Raw genomic sequence first — 17931 nt, forward strand, 5'->3', positions numbered from 1 at the left:
CAGGCTTCGAACGATGACCGGCACATCCGACCGCTTCAACGCTTTTCTCGATGTGCCGCAAGCACCTGTTTTAAATGCGGAAACCGGGTCCTTGGCGAGGCTTCGGCTGGCAGTCAAGGATATCTATGACGTCGCCGGCTACAAAACCGGCTGCGGCAACCCGGCAAAGGCTGCAAGCGCCGAAACAGCCACAAGAACCGCGCCTGCGATACAGATCCTGCTTGATGCCGGCGCGCGATTCGTCGGCAAGACCCAGACCGACGAACTTGCCTTCTCGCTGATGGGCCAGAACGCGCACTTCCCGCACCCGATCAATCCCGCCGCGCCGGACCGCGTCACCGGCGGTTCGTCGTCGGGCTCGGCTGTGGCGGTCGCCGGCATGCTCGCCGACATCGCCATAGGCTCCGACACCGGCGGCTCGATCCGGGCACCGGCGAGCTTCTGCGGACTGATCGGCCTGCGCACCACACATGGGCTGATTTCGCTCGACGGCGCGATGAAGCTGGCGCCGAGCCTCGACACATTCGGCTGGTTCGCACCCGATATCGACGTCTATGAGACCGTGGCGAAGCTGCTCATCGGCGAGGACGCCCATCGCGGCCAGCTGAAAAGGCCCGTGGCGCTCGACTGGCTCGACAGCCTGCCGACCGGCCCGGATGAAGCGGCAGAGTACCAGCGGATGCGCCGGCGTGCCGGAACCGCCCTTGGCCTGATCGCCAAGGCTGGCCCTCTCTCTTTTTCATCAGACGAGCTCTATTGGTGCTTCCGCAAGATCCAGGCCTTCGAGGCCTGGCAAGAGCATGGAGCCTGGATCGCTTCCGGAGATCGTGGCCTCGGGCCGGGCGTCAAGGAGCGTTTTGAGTTCGGCGCCACCATTTCCGCGTCAGACTATGCCGCCGAGATCGAAAGGCGCGACGCGTTTCGCCAGGAGCTGGGCGTGCTGCTCGGCACGGACGGCATTCTGGTCCTGCCGACGGTACCGGGAGCCGCGCCCCTGGCCAGCGGCAGCCATGACGAACTTCTCGCCTATCGCGAGCGCGCTTTGATGCTGCTCTGCCTGTCCGGCCTGTCGGGCTTCCCCCAGATAACGCTGCCGATCGGCACGGTCGACGGCGCGCCGTTCGGGCTGTCGCTGCTCGGCCCGGCCGGCAGCGATCTCGCGCTGATCCGGTTGGGACGCCGCGTGCTCGACACTGCCGGCACAAAGGACTGATGCCATGGACACACTCACCCGCATGCGCGCCTTCATCGACGTGGTCGAGGCCGAAGGCTTTTCCGCCGCCGCGCGCAAGATCGGCCGCTCCAAGGCGCTGCTGTCCAAATATGTGCGCGAGCTCGAGGACGAACTCGGCGCGCTGCTGCTCAACCGCACGACACGGCAGTTTTCGCTGACCGAGGCAGGCCATACCTATTACAGGCGTGCCTCCGAGATCATCCGCGAGGTCGACAGCCTAGCCGATGCTGTGCGCGAATCCTCGGGCGACGTGCGCGGCCGGGTCAAGCTGTCGGCGCCGCGCACCTTTGCCGACGCGCCGATCGGCCGCTCGCTGATCGAATTCGCCAAGGCACATCCTGATATCGTGCTCGAGATTCATCTCGACGACCGCTTCGTCGATCTTGTCGAGGAAGGCTTCGACCTCGCCATCCGCATCTCCAGGCTGGAGAACTCGTCGCTGATCGCCCGGCGCTTGGCGCCGTTCGGCATCCGGGTCTGCGCCTCGCCCGAGCTGATCGAAAAATACGGCATGCCGACAAAACCGGCGGATCTCGCCAACGTGCCCTGCATCATCGACACCAACGGCCGATACATGTCGAACTGGCCATTCTCCGGCGAGACCGGCGACGTCATGACCGTATCGGTCTCAGGTCCGATGGAGGTCAACAGCCCGATGGCGGCGCGGGCCGCGGCCGTTGCCGGACTCGGCTTTGCCATCCTGCCCGATTTCATCGCCGCCCCCGATCTCGATTCCGGCCGGCTGGTACCGGTGCTCGACGACCGCCGCCTCGGCGGCGGCGGCATCTTCGCCGTCTACCCGCACCGGCGCTACCTGCCGGCGAAGATCCGGGTCTTCGTCGACTTCCTGGTGCAATGGTTCAAGACCAACCCCTGCAATCATGCCGTTTAGTTGAACGGCCGCCGTCCCACTTTCGCCCGGTTTCTGATAATTGTCGGCATCACCCAACATGTCGGGCCGCCGGAGCAATGATTCTGAAGATTTCCAAGACGACGCTAGCCACGGCGGCAGTGGCCTTGCTGACCATGACGGTGCCGGCGAGCGTTCACCCGCACGTCTTCGCCGAAGCGCGGCTCGACGTCGTGCTCAATCCCGACAAGACCGTGAAATCGCTCAGGCATCTCTGGCGCTTCGACGACCTGTTTTCCAGCACGGTGCTGATGGAGTTCGACAAGAACTCCGACCTCAAGCTCGACGACAGCGAACTGGCCGAGGTCTCCAAGACGGTGTTCGAATCGATCGGCGAGTACAATTACTTCCAGGTCGTGACAGTCGACGGCAAGGACATCGCCATGAAGCCGCCGGCCAATCTCGTCGCCAATTTCGAGGACCAGCAGCTCATCATCCTGTTCGAGACCGAGCCGAAGGAGCCGCTGAAGCTTGCCGGCAAGATCGATTTCGGCGTCTACGATCCGACCTTCTACACGGCGATCGATTTCACCGAAGACACCAATCTGAGCGTCGCGGACCTCCCCCCGATCTGCACCAAGACAGTGGTCCGGCCCGACCCGGACGAAGCAATCGCGCAGAACCAGTCGAAGCTGACCGATGCGTTCTTCAACGACCCGTCGGGCACCGACATGAGCAAGATTTTTGCCACGCGCCTGGAATTGAACTGCCCAGCCAAGGGGTGATGCAGTGAAGAAGACGACCATCCGAGTGATTTTCGCGCTTCTGGCGCTCAGCTATGTGCTCAGCCATTTCGCGGTCCGGGCGCATGCCCAGAGTTCACTCGGCATCGGCACCAACGAAGCGATGGTGCCGTCGACCGGCCTCTTCTCCGAGCTGCTCAACTGGATCAACGTTCATCAGCAGCAGTTCTACCGCTCGCTGACCGGCTCGCTGAAGGCGATGCGCGACGGCGACAGCGGCGGCATCTGGCTGCTCGTCGGCTTGTCCTTCGCCTATGGCATCTTCCACGCCGCCGGCCCCGGCCACGGCAAGGCCGTAATCTCGTCCTATATGCTCGCCAACGAAGTGGCGTTGCGCCGCGGCGTGATGCTGTCCTTCGTCTCGGCCTTCCTCCAGGGGGCGACTGCCGTTGTGCTGATGACGCTGGTGTTCCTCGTCCTGCGCGGTACATCGGTGTCGATGACCAACGCAACCTGGTTCCTGGAAACGGTGAGCTACGCCCTGATCGCCGCCTTCGGCGCCTGGCTGCTGTGGAAGAAACTCAAGCCGATGGCGTTCCTGGCAGGTGCGGCTCCGGTACACAGCCTGTCGGCAGCCCATGTCCATGCGCATGGTCATCATGATCACGACCACGCCACCTCAGGCCACGACCATCATGACCACGCCACGTGCAGCCACGATCATGCGCACGATCATCACGATCACGCTCACCAAGCCCACAACCACGCGCATCATGACCACGGGCACAGCCCGCATGCTCACGCCCATCACGCTCACGCCGTGGGTGAAGTCTGCTCGACCTGCGGCCACTCGCACGCGCCGGATCCCAGGATGCTCGAAGGCAAGCATTTCGACTGGCGCACCGCATGGTCGGCGGTTGCAGCGGTCGGTATCCGCCCCTGCTCCGGCGCGCTGATCGTGCTCAGCTTCGCCTTCCTCAACGGACTTTGGGCCGGCGGCATCCTGTCGGTCTTCGCCATGGCGCTCGGAACCGCCATCACCGTCTCGGCACTTGCCATCATGGCAGTGACGGCGAAGAACTGGGCCGTTGCGATAGCCGGCGACGGCCGCGCCGGAAACCGCGTCCACAATGCCATCGAGATCGGCGGCGCGGCACTCGTCATGCTGCTTGGCCTGGTGTTGCTGGCCGCTAGCCTGAAGGCCTGAGCGGGCTTGGCGCCCGCGACGTCCTGAACTGCCAATCTGCGCGCAAAAGAAATCCGCCCTGGAGTTGCGGCTGCCAGGGCGGATTTCTTATGAACCACGACCTGCGTGGCGTCGGGTGCTTACATCGTGGTCTTCTTGGTCGTGGCGGCCGGCGCGACGTGCTTCTTGTGCTTCTTGACCTTCTTGTGCGTCGGCTTCTTGCTCGCGACCTTCTTCACCAGCGGAGTGACCGTCTTGGTTGTGGTCGTGGCGGCAGCCGCTGGCGCTGCCGTGTAGCCGGCAGCGTTGGCCGAGCTGGCGGTGAGCACCGGGGCCGAGAAGGCCATGGCGACGGTCATGCCGAGAGCGGTCAGCAGGGTCTTGTTGACGTTCATGATCAGTTTCCTTTGCACAAGTGCATTGTTGGGGGCCTTCTTGAGCTTGCCGATCAGGGTTCGATCGGTTGCGCTCCAAGCATCTTCAGTGCTGTCGCATAGGCGCGGATGCCCTGGGCCTGCTGGTTGCCGGCACAGAATTTCATCGCCTTTTTCTGAAAGGCTTTCGCTTCGGCGGCCCGTTTCGCCTCGGCATGTTCAGCGATTTCATCGGTGAATTGCTGCTGCAGCCTGTTGCAGCGATCGGTCCTCGTAACTGTTCCCTTTGCCTGCGGCTGGGTGCTGGCTGCGCCAATTGAAAGTGCGGCGAGCAGTACGATCATCGAACTGGTCACTAACTTTCGCATGTCGGTTCCAGCACCCGTGGTTGAAGCAGCACGGTTGTTATCGCGGACCGACTTGTCGGGTTTCTTTCCGGTTTGCAGTGTTTTGTTTCTGGATTGTAACTGCCGCCTCAGGCGCTCAAGTTCTCGTGTTTTCTGGTCAAAACCTTGGTTCGACCTCATTTCGCCAAGGTCCGCGCCGATGCCGCTCGCATCGACCTGAGGTGCGAAAAGTGAAGACCGATGCCCATGTCCTGATCGTTGACGACGACAGGGAAATCCGCGACCTGCTCCAGGAATTCTTCGTCAAGCACGGCATGCGCGTCTCGGGCGCGCGCGACGATGACGAGATGCAGGCAGCCCTGCGCCGCGCCCCTGTCGACCTGATCATCCTCGACGTGATGCTGCCCGGCAAAAGCGGCCTCGACATCTGCCGCGACCTGCGCACGCATTCGAGGATCCCGATCATCATGCTGACGGCGGTCACCGAAACCATCGACCGCGTCGTCGGCCTGGAGATGGGCGCCGACGACTACGTGCCAAAACCCTTTGACCCACGCGAGCTGCTGGCCCGGGCACGCGCCGTGCTGCGCCGGCCGAGTGCCGCGGGAACGACGCACCGGCCGGTGCCGCAAGTCTACAAATTCGCCGGCTGGACGCTCGATGCCTCCCGCCGCCGGCTGCTCAGGCCCGACGATATCCGGGTCGAGCTGACGACCGCCGAGTTCAACCTGCTGCACACGCTGGTGCGCAGCGCCCAGCGCGTGCTCAGCCGCGAGCAGCTGGTCGAACTCTCCAACCAGAACGGCGACTACAGCTATGACCGCAGCGTCGACATCCTGGTGAGCCGCCTGCGCCGCAAGATGGAAGACAATCCGCGCGCGCCGAAGCTGGTGCTGACCGTGCGCGGCGGCGGCTATCAGTTCGTGCCCGAGGTATCAGCCGAATGAGATGGCTCCTGCCACGGTCGCTGCCGGCCTGGGTGCTTCTGATCGTCATCGCCGGGCTGCTGTCCATCCAGGTCTCGACGCTCTCCATCGTCTCGCGCGAACGCGTTGCCTCCAACAATATCCTCGACCTGTTTCGCCTCAACGACCGGGCTTTGTCGCTGGCAAAGCTGCTGTATGCGGAACAGCCACTCGATCGCACCCGCATCGCCGCCGGCCTCTCCGTTCCGCCGCATGTGCTGACCACTTCGGATGCGCCTGCCGTCAGCTCGGTCATTCCCGCGGATGACGAAATGGCAGAGCTCGAGGACATCATCGTGGGCAGGCTGTCGAAATACGGCATCCAGGAAGCTCGCGTGCGCCGCGAAATGCCGAAGGCACGGCCGAGCCAGAATTCAGCGGAACCCGACCAGAGCGTGGGCAGCGTCGAACGCGAACTGCTCGACCTGTCATCCGACATCACCAACAGCGACACGCTGGTGGCGTCGATCGAGTTCAAGGACAGCCAGTGGCTCAATTTCACCATGAAGGCGACGCCACCCAGTCCGGTCCTCAACAGCGACAGTCTGCCGCTCTACGGATCGGTGGCAGCCCTGGTGGTGGCGCTGTCGATCTGGTCGCTGCGCCGGCTGACGGCACCCTATCGCGCGCTCGAAAGTGCCGTCCGGCGGATCGGCGCAGACCTGAAAAGCCCGCCTCTGGATGAACGCGGCAGCAGTGAATACATGTCGGCGGCACGGGCGGTGAACACCATGCAGGCGCGGCTGAAGGAATATGTCGAGGACCGCGAATTGCTGGCGGCCGCGCTCGCGCATGATCTCAGGACGCCGCTGACGCGCATTCGCCTGCGCCTGGAATTGCTGCGCAACTCGCCGCTTCGCACCGCACTTATGCACAATCTGGCCGACATCGAGGCGATCTCGGCCTCCGTACTCGACTTCGCCACCTACGAGGCCAGGGACGAGGCGTTGGAACGGATCGACTTCTGGTCGCTCGTCGATTCGATCGCCGACGGCAATCCGCATGTCGTCTTCGACGGCGCTCGCCACCACGCCCGTGGGCTCGTCTGCCAAGGCCAGGCGATCGCGCTGCGCCGATGCGTGGCCAATCTCGTCGACAATGCGGTGAAGTATGGCGGCAAGGCCCGCCTGGCCTTGTCGCAGGTCGGCGGGCACGTGCTGCTCACCATCGACGATTCCGGCCCGGGCATTCCGGAGACAAAGATGGAAACCATCTTCCGCCCGTTCATCCGTATCGAAGGTTCGCGCAACCGCCAGACCGGCGGCTTCGGGCTCGGCCTGACGATTGCCCGCAACATTGCCCGCCGCTTTGACGGCGACGTTGTCCTCAAGAACCGCAGCGGCGGCGGCTTGCGCGCCGAGCTTAAGATACCGCTGGCCGGAACCGTGAAGGCCGCAGCGGTCGGATAGGATCAACCTGTTTCAGTTGCCGTTCTTGCGCTGGCTGCGGCCGCGCAGCCAGAACACGCCGAAGAAGGCAAGAACGAAGCATACCGCGATGACACCGGCGGCGGCGGTCGAATAGTTGCCGACGGCGAGCATCACCTTGGGCAGGAAAAACGCCGCGACGCCGAAGATGATCATGATCCATGCGGCGGCGACGGCGGCATGGCGGGTCTTGGTGTCCATCGGCGTGGCCCTAACATCTCGTTGCGTCCGGACCGATGCCGGCAAGTTCAGCTACATAGCGCCCGTTGCCGTTTCAGCCAACGCGCCATCACCGGTTCGATTGTCGCACGCATAGCTGTTGGGGCCAAAAGGCGCCCGTGGGCACCTTCAGGCGCCGAACTCGGCGCGGAAATCCTCAAGCTTGCGCTTCTGCTGGCCTGCGGCATCGAAATTGGCCGGATCGAGCCAGGCGTCGTAGGCCTTGAGCAAGGCCGGCCATTCCTTGTCGATGATCGAATACCAGGCGGTGTCACGGTTCTCGCCCTTGGTCACCATGTGCTGGCGGAAGATGCCCTCGAACTTGAAGCCGAAACGTTCGGCCGCCCGCTTGGACGGTTCGTTGCGATTGTTGCACTTCCACTCGTAGCGCCGATAGCCGAGCTCGAAGATGTGGCGCGCAAACAGGAACTGGGCCTCGGTTGCCGCCGGCTTGCGCGAGACGATGTCGCTCCAGTAGATGTTGCCGATCTCGATGACGCCGAAATTCGGGTCGATGCGCATCAGGGTCTGCCGCCCGGCCATCTTGCCGCTGGCCTTGTCGATGACGACGAAAAACAGCGGGTCCTCGCTCGCCGCCGATTTTTCGAGCCAGGGTTGGAAATCGGCGCGGGTCTGCGGCTTGGTGTCGAAGAGCCAGCGGAAGCGGCCCTCGGCATCTTCGGCGGTCGCCATTTCGTACAGGCGTTCGCCGTGTCTTGCGGCGTCCAGCGGCTCCAGGCGGACATACCGTCCCTCGAGATTTATGCGCTCGGGGCGCGGCCGCGGCTTCCAGTCCTGCAGGTTCTCGGACAAGGACGTCTCCAATTCGTTTGACATGGTCGCCCCAACTCTCGCAAAAATCCGGTGCCCCCAACAGAACCAGACGGATAGCCGGAATGCTCCACACGATTGCCGCCTTCGACCGCCTCGGCGAAGAAAATGCCTTTGCCGTATTGGCCCGCGCTACGGCCCTGCTCCATGAGGGGCGCGATATCGTCAACCTGGGCATAGGCCAGCCCGACTTCCGCACGCCCGAGCATATCGTCGAGGCCGCGATCAAGGCCTTACGTGATGGCCATCACGGCTACACACCGGCCAATGGCCTGTTGGCAACGCGCGAGGCGGTGGTGCGGCGCACCCTTGCCACGACAGGCGTCGAGGTGTCGCCGGAGAGCGTCATGATCATGCCCGGCGGCAAGCCGACGATGTTCGCCGCGATCCTGATGTTCGGCGAACCGGGGGCTGAAATCCTCTATCCCGACCCGGGTTTCCCGATCTACCGCTCGATGATCGAGTTCACCGGCGCAACACCGGTGCCGGTGCCGATGCGCGAGGCCAACGGCTTTGCCTTCTCGGCCGAGGAGACGCTTGCACTGATCACGCCAAAGACGCGGCTCCTGATCCTCAATTCGCCGGCCAATCCAACCGGCGGGGTGACGCCGCGCGTCGAGATCGCCAAGCTGGTCAAGGGCCTCGAAGGCCATCCGCATGTCGCAATCATGTCGGACGAGATCTACGACGTCATGACCTATGACGGAGAACGCCACGTCTCGCTGCTGACCTTCCCTGAAATCCGCGACCGGCTGATCGTGCTCAACGGCTGGTCCAAGACCTGGGCGATGACCGGCTGGCGCATGGGCTGGTCGATCTGGCCGAATGCGACCGTAGGCGGCCGCCTCTACGACAAGGTGCGCAAGCTCGCCGTCAATTGCTGGTCCTGCGTTAACGCGCCGAGCCAGTTCGCCGGCATTGCCGCCATCGACGGCCCTCAGGACGACGTCGAGCGCATGATGCGCGCCTTCGACAACAGGCGCCGTATCGTCGTCGAAGGCCTGAACGCCATACCGGGCATTTCCTGCGTCACGCCGAAAGGCGCCTTCTACGCCTTCCCCAACATCAGCCAGACCGGCTGGAAGGCCAAGAAACTGGCTTCGGCCCTGCTCGAGGACGCCGGCGTAGCGCTGATCGGCGGGCCGGACTTCGGCATATTGGGTGAAGGCTACATCAGGCTGTCCTACGCCAACTCGGAAGAGAACATCCTGCGGGCGCTGGAACGCATCGAGGCGTTCCTGGCGAAATAGCCGGGCGTTTCGATCTACGCCTTACTCGGCCGGCAGCGTAGGCGTCGCTGCCGTGCCGGGCCGGTACGGCGTCAGCGTCGGGATGACCATCGGAACGTGGCGGGCATAGTCTTCATACTCGGCGAACGTCGCGCGGAGGATGCGTTCCTCGTTGACCATGCGGCGGTACTGCAATGCCCACCACAGGATGAAGAGCAGGGCAGACCAGATCGACCAGCCGGCGACAACCGCGCCGAGCGTCGTGACGGCTTCGGCAGCGTAAAGCGGGTGCCGGACGATCGCATACGGCCCCTGGACGACCAGTTGGCGGGCGGCGGCCATGATCGAGAACGAACGTCCGAGATAGATCACGCACCAGATCGACAAGACAGTACCCGCAACCATCAGGCATGAGGCAAAGATGCGCAGGCCGATGCCTGGGCTTCCGGTCGGCAGGACGACGAGGAACATCAGGCAGAACGTGCCGGCGATCGCCGTCAGGCGAGGTTCGATGCCCGATGATACGTTCTTCGGCGCGTGCCGGATGACGGTGAGGAACACGATCAGGGCAAGGAAGACCAGGCCCGCGACGCGCGACGCGAGCACGAAGCCCCAGAGATCGATCTGCTCCCGCATCTGGACGGTCGCGATGATCGAAACCGCCTGCATGATCGCCAGGTACAGAAAGATCGAAATCATCAGGCCCTTGCCGGCCACATCTTCCAGGCGGCTGTTCATTTCTGGGTCTCTCCGATTGCGGAAGGCAGGCTGACGTCGTCGAGCGGCTTTCCGGCCACAAACGGGTAGGCCAGCTGCTCGTGATAGAGCTGAGGCACCGGATCGTCGGTGCCGTATTTCGACGGCATGCGGTCGGGCATGTAGAGCGTGCCGCCGATCACGTCGAGGAACGGCAACTGGCCGGCGAAGTTCTTGTCATAAGCCTGGCGCTCATTGGCGTGGTGCCAATGATGGAACTTCGGCGACGCAAAGATCCACTTCAACGGGCCGAAGCCGATGCGGGTGTTGGAATGAACCAGCACCGACTGCCATTGGTAGATAACCGCATAGATGACGATGGCCGCAGGCGAGAAGCCGAGCGCGAACAGCGGCAGATAGGACGCCGACTTGGTGAGGATCTGGTCGACCGGATGCACCCGGTGCCCAGCAAGCCAGTCCATCTCCTCGATGCTGTGATGGACGGCATGAAACCGCCACAGGAACGGCACGGCATGGAAGGTGCGGTGGGCGAGATAGAAGCCGATATCGGCGAGGATGATCACCTCGATCGTCTGGAGCCAGATTGGTTGGCTGCGGACTGCCGCGCCTACGCTCCCCGGCACGATGTAGCCAAGGCCGACCATCATGAGTGCAACCACCGACAGCAGGCCGATCTTGATGACGATGCCGTTGAACAGGAGGTAGAAGACGTCGTTGAGCCAATGGCGGCGCAGCGTCTTCTGCTCCTCGTGATGCGGGACCAGTTGCTCGAGGGGGATGAAGATCAGCGCGATGACGAGAAGCGCCTTCAGATCCACCAGATCGCTCAATTGCATGCCAAAATCCGCCTTCAGAAGCCACTTCGACGCGTAAGCACCGTTGTGTACTACTTCTGGGTTAACGGCTGTTTGCGACGGACCGAGGGATTGTCGGGATTTGACCGGCCGCCTCAACCGCGTCCGACATAGGGCATTTTGGTTGCCATGACGGTCATGAACAACACGTTCGCGTCAAGCGGCAGGCTGGCCATGTAGACGACGGCCTCGGCGACACGGGCGACGTCCATCACGGCTTCCGCAGCGATCGAGCCATTGGCCTGCTGCACGCCCACGGACATCGGCACGGCCATCTCGGTCAACGCATTGCCGATGTCGATCTGGCCGCAGGCGATGTCGAACGGGCGGCCGTCGAGCGCCAGCGTCTTGGTGAGACCCGTGATGGCGTGCTTGGTCGCGGTGTAGGGCACAGAGCCGGGGCGCGGTGCATGGGCAGAGACCGAGCCGTTGTTGACGATGCGTCCGCCCATCGGCTCCTGTCGTCGCATCGCCGCGAAGGCTGCCCGCGAGCACAGGAAGGTGCCGGTGAGATTGACGGACACGACCTCGTTCCAGGCCTCGACCGGGATTTCGTCGATGGTCGACGCCTTGTAGCCCATGCCGGCATTGTTGAAGAGCAGGTCGACGCGGCCGAATGCCTCGGTGATGGTCTCGAACATGTCGTCGACCTGGTCGGGCCTGGTCACGTCGCAGACGATGGCCAGCGCCTTGGCGTCTGTCTTGCCGGCGTCTCGGATCGCTTCATCGAGCGCATGCTTGCTGCGGCCGCAGAAGACGGTGTTCCAGCCCTCCTTGAGCAAGGCTGTCGCCACAGCCTTGCCGATGCCCTTGCCGGCGCCCGTAACCACCGCAACCCTGTTGCTTGCCATGATGAAGCTCCTCCCTGCGCATGACCGATCGCCGGCGGCAGATCATTGGTAGCGCGAGCAGTCTAAAGCACGGCCCCGAAAATCGAAATAGACGGCGCGCCGTTGGCAAAGGGCCAGAACGGACCTGCGCGTCGGTCATCGAGGATTGGGTGCGTTGGTGAGGATAAGACACACAAAAAGGGCGGTCATTGGCGACCGCCCAGTCTTTGATCGAACCGTGCTTGGGAGGAGGAGAGCCGATCCGAGTAAGAAAATGATGCGCCCGGGCGGTTAACAAATCCTTAACGCAAAAAAACGCCTTTTAGGCACCGCCCGGCGCCTCCCGGTCTGTTACCAGCGCGGGTTGACTTGCGGATTGGCCGATGCATCGACGACCGGCACCTTGACGCTCGAAACCGTCGCCTCGATGTGGTCGACAAGCGCGTCCGGCAGTTGCAGCCGGCCGGCGAGCAGGTCGAGATAGCCGCGCTCGGCGCGGGTGTCAGGATCGATGGCCAGGCGTGAGGCGGTGTAGAGCTCGACCTTCTGTGCCTCGGTCTGGGCCGCAGCGACGATCGCGTCGAGATCGAGCGGCGAATTGAGCTCCTCCATCAGGAACTGCTCGGCGTCGGAGCCGATGCCCGACAGGCTGAGCTTGTCGCCGATCTTCTTGCGCTCGTCATCGTCGATATGGCCGTCAGCCTTGGCGGCGGCGATCATGGCGCGGATCAGCATCAGCGCGAACTCGGTCTCGCCCTGTGGCGCCTGCGATGGGTGGAAGGAATTGTCGGACGGCGGCGGCAAAAGCTGCGGCTCGGCATCGGGGGCGGCAGTTGCCTGCTCGGGCGCATTGCCGGCCTTGTAGTTCTGGTAGGCCTTGTAGGCCAGGCCGCCAATGGCCGCGAGACCGCCGACCTTCAGCGCCGTGCCCGCAACCTGGCGGCCGGCACCGGTGCCGAGCAGCACGGCAACCAGCGCGCCGGCCGCAAGCGGATTGTCCTTGGCGAGTTGGGTCGCCTGCCCGGCCTTGTCGCGCACGGTGGAGCCGGTTCCCGGGATCTTGGAGCCGAGGAGATCGTCGAGCAGCTTTTTGGGGTCGAACATGGATGCCTCCGGTTGGAATATCGGTCGCCGAGAGGTAGGCGGACGATCAAGACATTACAATGACGCCCGTCAATTTGGCACGGTCGTCAATTTGGCGAGATCGGCCGGAAGCGGAGGGCTAACTGCCGATATGAGGGCTGGAGCCACGCTTTTCCGCCAATTCCACCTGGCGATGGCGCTCAGCATAGCGCGCGCGGTCTTCGTCCGTGCGGGCATCATGGCAATGCGGGCAGGACACGCCCGCCTCGAATGTCGGCGACAGAAGCTCTTCCGGCATCAGCGGATGCCGGCAGGCGCGGCACAGCTCGGCCTGCCCTACGACAAGCCCGTGCGACACCGACACACGCTCGTCGAAGACGAAGCACTCGCCCTTCCAAAGGCTCTCTTCGGCCGGCACGTCCTCAAGATATTTGAGGATGCCGCCCTTGAGGTGGAAGACATCATCAAGGCCGATCGACTTGACGTACGCCGTGGCCTTCTCGCAGCGAATGCCGCCGGTGCAGAACATCGCCACCTTCTTGCCTTCGAGCTCGCCGCGATGGTTTTCGACCCAGGCCGGGAACTCGCGGAAACTCTTTGTCCGCGGATCGACAGCGCCGGAAAAGGTGCCGATCGACACTTCATAATCGTTGCGGGTGTCGACGACGATGGTGTCGGGATCGGAAATCAGCGCGTTCCAGTCGCTCGCCTCGACATAGGCGCCGACGCTGGCGAGCGGATCGATACCCTCGACGCCCATGGTGACGATTTCGCTCTTCAGCCGCACCTTCATGCGGTGGAACGGCATCTCCCCAGCCGTGCTGTACTTGACCTCAAGACCGGAAAATTCCGGCATGGCCTCGAGATGGGCGATCAGCTCGGCGATCGCCTCTGCGGTGCCGGCGACGGTGCCGTTGATGCCTTCGCGTGCGAGCAGCAGCGTCCCCTTGATGCCACGGCCGCAGCAGAAGACGGCGAGCGGCGCGCGCAAAGCCTCGTAACCCTCGAGCCGGCAGAAGCGGTAGAGGGCGGCAACGCGGAAAAGAGACTGCGGTGTAGACAGGTTCATCGCCGAGCCACTAACGCTTTGGCCATTTTTTTTCAACGTGCAGCTGAAAGCGGAACGATTACAGTCTGTTGTCGATTCGACCTGCGCCCAGCGGTAAAATCTTCTTCCAACGGACGCCTGGATATGGAGAAGACCGCGCATGTTCAGCAGGCAAACGGCAACGGAAATCGAAAAGGCGGCCAGCGAGTTCGGACTGGAGCCGGCGGCGCTGCTGGCCATCGCCGAGATCGAGAGCGCCGGCCAGGTATTCGCCAAGATCGACGGCCGCAACGAACCGCTGATCCGTTTCGAGGGGCACTATTTCGACCGCAGGCTTTCCGGCGCAGCGCAGGAGCGTGCCCGCGCCGAAGGGCTGGCCTCACCGAATGCGGGTGCAGTCGCCAACCCGCGCGCCCAGGCAGCGCGGTGGCAGATGCTCGAACGGGCAGCCTCCATCGACCACCAGGCCGCCTATGAATCGACGTCCTGGGGGCTCGGTCAGGTGATGGGGTCGCATTGGCAATGGCTCGGCTTTGACGATGTCGATGCGCTTGTGACCGAGGCACGTTCAGGCGCCGCCGGCCAGGCCCGGCTGATGACGCGCTATCTTGACAAGGCGGGGCTGACAAGTGCGCTGAACGATCACGACTGGGAAGCGGTCGGCCATGGCTACAACGGACCCGGCTTCCGCAAGAACGGCTACCATCTCAAGCTGGCGGAGGCCTACAAGCGGCAGATCGACGGCCCTGCCCCCGGCGACCTCACCATGATGGTCGGAACGCGCGGTGAGTTGGTCACCGAACTGCAGGAAGCGTTGGTTGCCCTGGGCTATCCCGTCGACACGGACGGCATCTACGGCCAGGGCACTGCAGCCCAGGTCAAGCGTTTCCAGGCTGATCATGGCCTGGGCGCCGATGGCATCGCCGGTCAGCGTACCCAGGCAGCCATCATCCAGGCTCTGTCTCTTGGCAACCGCCACTTGTGGTCGAGCCTCAAGCGCTGGTTGGCCGGCATTTTCCGCCAGGCATAGACTGCTTGCGCTCTAAGGCGTAGGGCTTCGGCGACAGCGACGGCCTTCGACCCACCGCGCTCATTCGGGGCGCAACACCATGTCGCCAAAGGCTTCGTGGACTTGGAATGGCGGGTCTGTTAAATCGGTTGAAAATTGACAGCGGAGTGAGATGCCATGACCAGCAAAACCCAGAAACTGCTTGCGCTGCTGGATGGCCAGCCGGTCATTCCTGTGCTGAAGATCGAGCGCGCCGCCGACGCCGTGCCGCTGGCCCGCGCGCTGGCGCGAGGCGGTCTCCGGGCGATCGAGATCACGCTCAGGACCGATGAAGCACTGGAATGCATCCGCCGTGTCGCCGCCGAGGTCGAGGACTGCATCGTCGGCGCCGGTACCATCCTCTGCGCGCGCCATTTCGACGAAGCCGTCGCCGTCGGCTCGAAATTCATCGTCAGCCCCGGCCTGACGCGCGAGCTGGCAGGACACGCCGCGCAAAGTGACGTGCCGCTGTTGCCGGGCACCATCACGCCGGGCGAAATCATGGGCGCGCTTGAAGCCGGGCTCGACTTCCTGAAGTTCTTCCCCGCCGAGCAGGCCGGCGGCGCATCGTTCCTCAAGGCACTGGCCTCGCCCATTGCCGGAGTAAAATTCTGCCCGACCGGTGGCATCTCGGCCAAGAACGCCAGGGATTATCTCAGCTTGCCGAACGTCGTCTGCGTCGGCGGCTCGTGGGTCGCCCCGGACGACATGGTCAAGGCAGGCGACTGGGCCGGCATCGAGGCGCTTGCCGCCGAAGCGAACAAGCTGCGCAAGAACTGAGTTTCTTGCCTTGGAGCAATTCCAGGAAAAGTGTGCAGCGGTTTTCCGTCCGCAATGCACAAAAACAAGAAGATAGAGAGATTCCACGATTCGAAGAAACGCGGAAACGCTCTAGCCCCCAGCGGGAAAAGGTGAGACCAAAAACAAAAAAGCCGCGCAGGTTTCTCCGCGCGGCTTTTTGATTGTCTTGATGTTGATCAGTTCGTCGAGAACCGGGCCACCGAGAGGAATTTCACGGCTGTGCCGGAGAACTTGTGGGCGCTTGCCGACTGGTCGCCCTGCTGGAAGCCCGCCGTGTAAACCTCGGTCGGAGCCGTCCGAACCATGTTGTAGGCAAAGCCGGGCGCCTTGGTGTTGGTCGTGACCGTCGTCACCTGCGTGCCGCTGCGCAGTGCCCAGCGTGCGGCGTCGGGCGCAGCGGCAACGACCACGGCCTTGGGATCCGGCTTGGCTTCCTGAGCCAACGGGCGGGCCGACTTGCGCGTCGTCTTGACGTTGCCACCGACGGCCGCGGCAGGGTCGGTGCCGGCCGAGGCGGTGGCGATCGCGTTCTTGGGCGTTGCAGCTGCAGGAGTTGCGGTTGCAATTGCCTCGGGCTGGTCGAAGACCGAACGCGGCTCCGGCTGCGGCGCAAGCGAGGCGATCTCAAGTTCGTCCTGGGCGGACTCGTCTTCGGCGGGAATGTCGTTCGCAGCGGCCAGGGCAGCTTCAACGGTCATGTCCTGCGGACGGGCCGACGGCAGCGGTGCGTTGACGTCGCTGGCAATTGCAGGCGCGTCATCCGTCGAGGCCAACGCCATCAGCACGTTCTGGCTCTCGGGCTTGAGCTCGGCCGGCGGAGTGTGGTTCGGGCGCCAGGTCGGCAGCGGCACATTGGCTGCGATCTGCTGCTCGACGGCGGTCGGCTGCTCACCTTCGGCCAGCGGTGCCGAAGCAGCACCGAACGGCACGTTCTCGGCGGTCGCCATGCCAACCTCGGCCTGCGGCCGCGGGGCTACACCTGGCAGTGGAACGCTGCGCGCCGGCAAGGCCGCGATGATGGTCTCGGGCGCCTGCTGGTCAGGTGCCTCTTCGGCCATCTGTGGGATCTCGGCGCGCTGCGCATTCTCGGGCGCCACGATCTGGATGCCGGGCAGCGCCTTCTGAACCGGTGCCTCCGCTGATATGGCCTTGGTCGGCGCCTTCTTGGGCTGAACGGCGGCCACTGCGATTTCGCCGGTATCCTCTTCCTCGTCGGCACCACCGCCGAACAGCGCGGCAAACAGGCCGCCGCTGCGCTTGGCAGGCGTCGCACTGGCAAGCACGAAGTCACCGCTCGCCTTGCGCGACTGATAGGAGGCCAAAGCCTGCTCGAAGCCGGGCAGCGGCTTGCCGTCGCTCGGCACGTGCAAGGTCTTGCCCGATGGGAACACCGCGACGAGTTCCTTGCGGCTCATGCGTGGCCAGTGGCGCACATTGCCTACGTCCATGTGGACGAAGGGCGAACCAGAACGCGGATAATAGCCAACGCCGCCGGCCTGGACACGCAGGCCCGCGTCACGCAGTTTCTTCAACGGCACGCCCGGAATGAAGAAGTCCATCGCCTTGCCGAGCATGTGCTGGCTTTTTTCCGCAACGCCGCTGGAGCGGCTGCGCAGCAGCGAATTGGTCGCCGGCGAGCGATAGGCGGAGACGACGTGGATGTAGTCGCGGGCACCGGAGGAGCGATAGGCCTCCCAGACCACGTCGAACAGACGCGGGTCCATCTTGGTCGGCTCGTTGCGGCGCCAGTCGCGCAGGAACTGATTGAGCTTCTTGAGGCCAGCCTGATCATAGCGGCCATTGCGCTTGAACGTGATCTCAGCCCGCTCACCCGTGTGGGTGTAGTACAGCTTGAGTGTCCGCGTTTCGGCGGAGGCTGTCGCCTGAGAGGCTGTCAGGAAACCAAACGTTAGCATCGCGGCTGTAAGCCACTTCTGCCAACCATTCGATTTCGAGCGACGCCCTTCGGTGTTCTCGATCCTATTCAAATCAAAAGGCCCTGTTAGGCTGCCATCTGTCCCCGGATTTGAAGCCCGGACACGCTTACGGATTCGCGTCCGAATATCGATCCTAATGGTTAATCACTGCTTATTGAAGGCGAAATGCGGTAACACCATGGCGATATTCCAGCAAAAAGGAATCGCA

Annotated in this window: 19 protein-coding genes; 9 read left to right on the forward strand and 10 right to left on the reverse strand. The window is 63.5% G+C overall.

The features are described 5' to 3' along the window. Positions 1-13 precede the first annotated feature (13 nt). The 4 genes from Amn_RS21685 (at position 14) to Amn_RS21700 (ending at position 4034) form a co-directional block, all read left to right on the forward strand. A complete protein-coding gene (locus tag Amn_RS21685) occupies positions 14-1213 on the forward strand; it encodes an amidase (RefSeq protein ID WP_182576012.1) in 1200 nt (399 codons plus the stop codon). 4 nt (positions 1214-1217) lie between these two features. Continuing rightward, the gene (locus Amn_RS21690; protein WP_067958465.1) at positions 1218-2126 is read left to right on the forward strand and encodes a LysR family transcriptional regulator; all 909 of its coding nucleotides are present in this window, start codon (positions 1218-1220) and stop codon (positions 2124-2126) included. A 77-nt stretch (positions 2127-2203) separates the two neighbouring features. Continuing rightward, the gene (locus Amn_RS21695; RefSeq protein WP_067958463.1) at positions 2204-2869 is read left to right on the forward strand and encodes a DUF1007 family protein; all 666 of its coding nucleotides are present in this window, start codon (positions 2204-2206) and stop codon (positions 2867-2869) included. Positions 2870-2873: 4 nt separating this feature from the next. Then, positions 2874-4034: a nickel/cobalt transporter gene (locus tag Amn_RS21700; RefSeq protein WP_182576014.1), complete on the forward strand. Its 1161-nt coding sequence runs from the start codon at positions 2874-2876 to the stop codon at positions 4032-4034. Between the two features lie 119 nt (positions 4035-4153). Here Amn_RS21700 and Amn_RS21705 read toward each other — a convergent pair whose 3' ends face one another. Beyond that, a complete protein-coding gene (locus tag Amn_RS21705) occupies positions 4154-4408 on the reverse strand; it encodes a hypothetical protein (protein ID WP_067958446.1) in 255 nt (84 codons plus the stop codon). Positions 4409-4461: 53 nt separating this feature from the next. Continuing rightward, entirely contained in the window at positions 4462-4914 is a 453-nt protein-coding gene (locus Amn_RS21710; protein WP_246341060.1) for a hypothetical protein, read from the reverse strand. A gap of 50 nt (positions 4915-4964) precedes the next feature. On the opposite strand from Amn_RS21710, the gene Amn_RS21715 reads away from it, so the two are divergent. Further along, on the forward strand, positions 4965-5681 hold the full coding sequence (locus Amn_RS21715) for a response regulator (protein WP_182576015.1): 717 nt from the start codon (positions 4965-4967) through the stop codon (positions 5679-5681). Next, positions 5678-7108, forward strand: coding sequence for an ATP-binding protein (locus Amn_RS21720; RefSeq protein ID WP_286291786.1), 1431 nt, complete (start codon positions 5678-5680; stop codon positions 7106-7108). The genes Amn_RS21715 and Amn_RS21720 overlap by 4 nt, the downstream gene beginning before the upstream one ends. Positions 7109-7120: 12 nt before the next feature. Here the strand turns inward: Amn_RS21720 and Amn_RS21725 are convergent, their stop codons facing one another. Both Amn_RS21725 and Amn_RS21730 read right to left on the reverse strand, forming a co-directional pair. Next, positions 7121-7327, reverse strand: a complete 207-nt coding sequence (locus Amn_RS21725) for a hypothetical protein (RefSeq protein ID WP_067958433.1) — start codon at positions 7325-7327, stop codon at positions 7121-7123. A 147-nt stretch (positions 7328-7474) separates the two neighbouring features. After that, positions 7475-8182 carry a GNAT family N-acetyltransferase gene (locus tag Amn_RS21730; RefSeq protein WP_371746477.1) on the reverse strand — a complete coding sequence of 236 codons (708 nt, stop codon included), beginning with the start codon at positions 8180-8182 and terminating at the stop codon, positions 7475-7477. A gap of 59 nt (positions 8183-8241) precedes the next feature. Between Amn_RS21730 and Amn_RS21735 the strand changes: the two genes are divergently transcribed. Further along, complete coding sequence (locus Amn_RS21735; protein ID WP_182576018.1) at positions 8242-9426, forward strand: pyridoxal phosphate-dependent aminotransferase; 1185 nt, start codon at positions 8242-8244, stop codon at positions 9424-9426. 21 nt (positions 9427-9447) lie between these two features. On the opposite strand, the gene Amn_RS21740 is transcribed toward Amn_RS21735, so the two are convergent. From Amn_RS21740 to trhO, 5 genes are all read right to left on the reverse strand, one after another. Next, the gene (locus Amn_RS21740; protein WP_182576019.1) at positions 9448-10143 is read right to left on the reverse strand and encodes a methyltransferase family protein; all 696 of its coding nucleotides are present in this window, start codon (positions 10141-10143) and stop codon (positions 9448-9450) included. Further along, positions 10140-10958, reverse strand: coding sequence for a sterol desaturase family protein (locus tag Amn_RS21745; protein ID WP_246341061.1), 819 nt, complete (start codon positions 10956-10958; stop codon positions 10140-10142). The genes Amn_RS21740 and Amn_RS21745 overlap by 4 nt, the downstream gene beginning before the upstream one ends. Before the next feature lie 113 nt (positions 10959-11071). Next, on the reverse strand, positions 11072-11827 hold the full coding sequence (locus Amn_RS21750) for an SDR family oxidoreductase (RefSeq protein ID WP_067958423.1): 756 nt from the start codon (positions 11825-11827) through the stop codon (positions 11072-11074). 330 nt (positions 11828-12157) lie between these two features. After that, positions 12158-12910 (reverse strand): tellurite resistance TerB family protein, encoded by a 753-nt coding sequence (locus Amn_RS21755; protein ID WP_182576020.1) that lies wholly within the window; start codon positions 12908-12910, stop codon positions 12158-12160. Between the two features lie 118 nt (positions 12911-13028). Next, a complete protein-coding gene (gene trhO, locus Amn_RS21760; RefSeq protein WP_286291797.1) occupies positions 13029-13958 on the reverse strand; it encodes an oxygen-dependent tRNA uridine(34) hydroxylase TrhO in 930 nt (309 codons plus the stop codon). A 139-nt stretch (positions 13959-14097) separates the two neighbouring features. Between trhO and Amn_RS21765 the strand changes: the two genes are divergently transcribed. Together Amn_RS21765 and Amn_RS21770 are read left to right on the forward strand one after the other, a co-directional pair. Further along, positions 14098-14967, forward strand: coding sequence for an N-acetylmuramidase domain-containing protein (locus Amn_RS21765; RefSeq protein ID WP_067958414.1), 870 nt, complete (start codon positions 14098-14100; stop codon positions 14965-14967). 156 nt (positions 14968-15123) lie between these two features. Next, the gene (locus Amn_RS21770) at positions 15124-15765 is read left to right on the forward strand and encodes a 2-dehydro-3-deoxy-phosphogluconate aldolase (RefSeq protein WP_286291800.1); all 642 of its coding nucleotides are present in this window, start codon (positions 15124-15126) and stop codon (positions 15763-15765) included. Between the two features lie 197 nt (positions 15766-15962). Here the strand turns inward: Amn_RS21770 and mepK are convergent, their stop codons facing one another. Beyond that, positions 15963-17702, reverse strand: a complete 1740-nt coding sequence (gene mepK / locus Amn_RS21775) for a peptidoglycan L,D-endopeptidase MepK (RefSeq protein ID WP_286291802.1) — start codon at positions 17700-17702, stop codon at positions 15963-15965. Between the last annotated feature and the right edge of the window lie 229 nt (positions 17703-17931).

The organism is Aminobacter sp. Y103A (genome assembly GCF_030294925.1).
In the GTDB taxonomy this organism is placed as follows: Bacteria; Pseudomonadota; Alphaproteobacteria; order Rhizobiales; family Rhizobiaceae; genus Aminobacter; species Aminobacter ciceronei.

What these genes read in the sequence shown, in the direction of transcription:
- Amn_RS21685 (WP_182576012.1), top strand. Translation starts at nt 14, where the DNA reads ATGACCGGCACATCCGACCGCTTCAACGCTTTTCTCGATGTGCCGCAA.
- Amn_RS21690 (WP_067958465.1), top strand. Translation starts at nt 1,218, where the DNA reads ATGGACACACTCACCCGCATGCGCGCCTTCATCGACGTGGTCGAGGCC.
- Amn_RS21695 (WP_067958463.1), top strand. Translation starts at nt 2,204, where the DNA reads ATGATTCTGAAGATTTCCAAGACGACGCTAGCCACGGCGGCAGTGGCC.
- Amn_RS21705 (WP_067958446.1), bottom strand. Translation starts at nt 4,408, where the DNA reads ATGAACGTCAACAAGACCCTGCTGACCGCTCTCGGCATGACCGTCGCC.
- Amn_RS21710 (WP_246341060.1), bottom strand. Translation starts at nt 4,914, where the DNA reads ATGAGGTCGAACCAAGGTTTTGACCAGAAAACACGAGAACTTGAGCGC.
- Amn_RS21720 (WP_286291786.1), top strand. Translation starts at nt 5,678, where the DNA reads ATGAGATGGCTCCTGCCACGGTCGCTGCCGGCCTGGGTGCTTCTGATC.
- Amn_RS21725 (WP_067958433.1), bottom strand. Translation starts at nt 7,327, where the DNA reads ATGGACACCAAGACCCGCCATGCCGCCGTCGCCGCCGCATGGATCATG.
- Amn_RS21730 (WP_371746477.1), bottom strand. Translation starts at nt 8,182, where the DNA reads ATGTCAAACGAATTGGAGACGTCCTTGTCCGAGAACCTGCAGGACTGG.
- Amn_RS21735 (WP_182576018.1), top strand. Translation starts at nt 8,242, where the DNA reads ATGCTCCACACGATTGCCGCCTTCGACCGCCTCGGCGAAGAAAATGCC.
- Amn_RS21740 (WP_182576019.1), bottom strand. Translation starts at nt 10,143, where the DNA reads ATGAACAGCCGCCTGGAAGATGTGGCCGGCAAGGGCCTGATGATTTCG.
- Amn_RS21745 (WP_246341061.1), bottom strand. Translation starts at nt 10,958, where the DNA reads ATGCAATTGAGCGATCTGGTGGATCTGAAGGCGCTTCTCGTCATCGCG.
- Amn_RS21750 (WP_067958423.1), bottom strand. Translation starts at nt 11,827, where the DNA reads ATGGCAAGCAACAGGGTTGCGGTGGTTACGGGCGCCGGCAAGGGCATC.
- Amn_RS21755 (WP_182576020.1), bottom strand. Translation starts at nt 12,910, where the DNA reads ATGTTCGACCCCAAAAAGCTGCTCGACGATCTCCTCGGCTCCAAGATC.
- trhO (WP_286291797.1), bottom strand. Translation starts at nt 13,958, where the DNA reads ATGAACCTGTCTACACCGCAGTCTCTTTTCCGCGTTGCCGCCCTCTAC.
- Amn_RS21765 (WP_067958414.1), top strand. Translation starts at nt 14,098, where the DNA reads ATGTTCAGCAGGCAAACGGCAACGGAAATCGAAAAGGCGGCCAGCGAG.
- Amn_RS21770 (WP_286291800.1), top strand. Translation starts at nt 15,124, where the DNA reads ATGACCAGCAAAACCCAGAAACTGCTTGCGCTGCTGGATGGCCAGCCG.
- mepK (WP_286291802.1), bottom strand. Translation starts at nt 17,702, where the DNA reads ATGCTAACGTTTGGTTTCCTGACAGCCTCTCAGGCGACAGCCTCCGCC.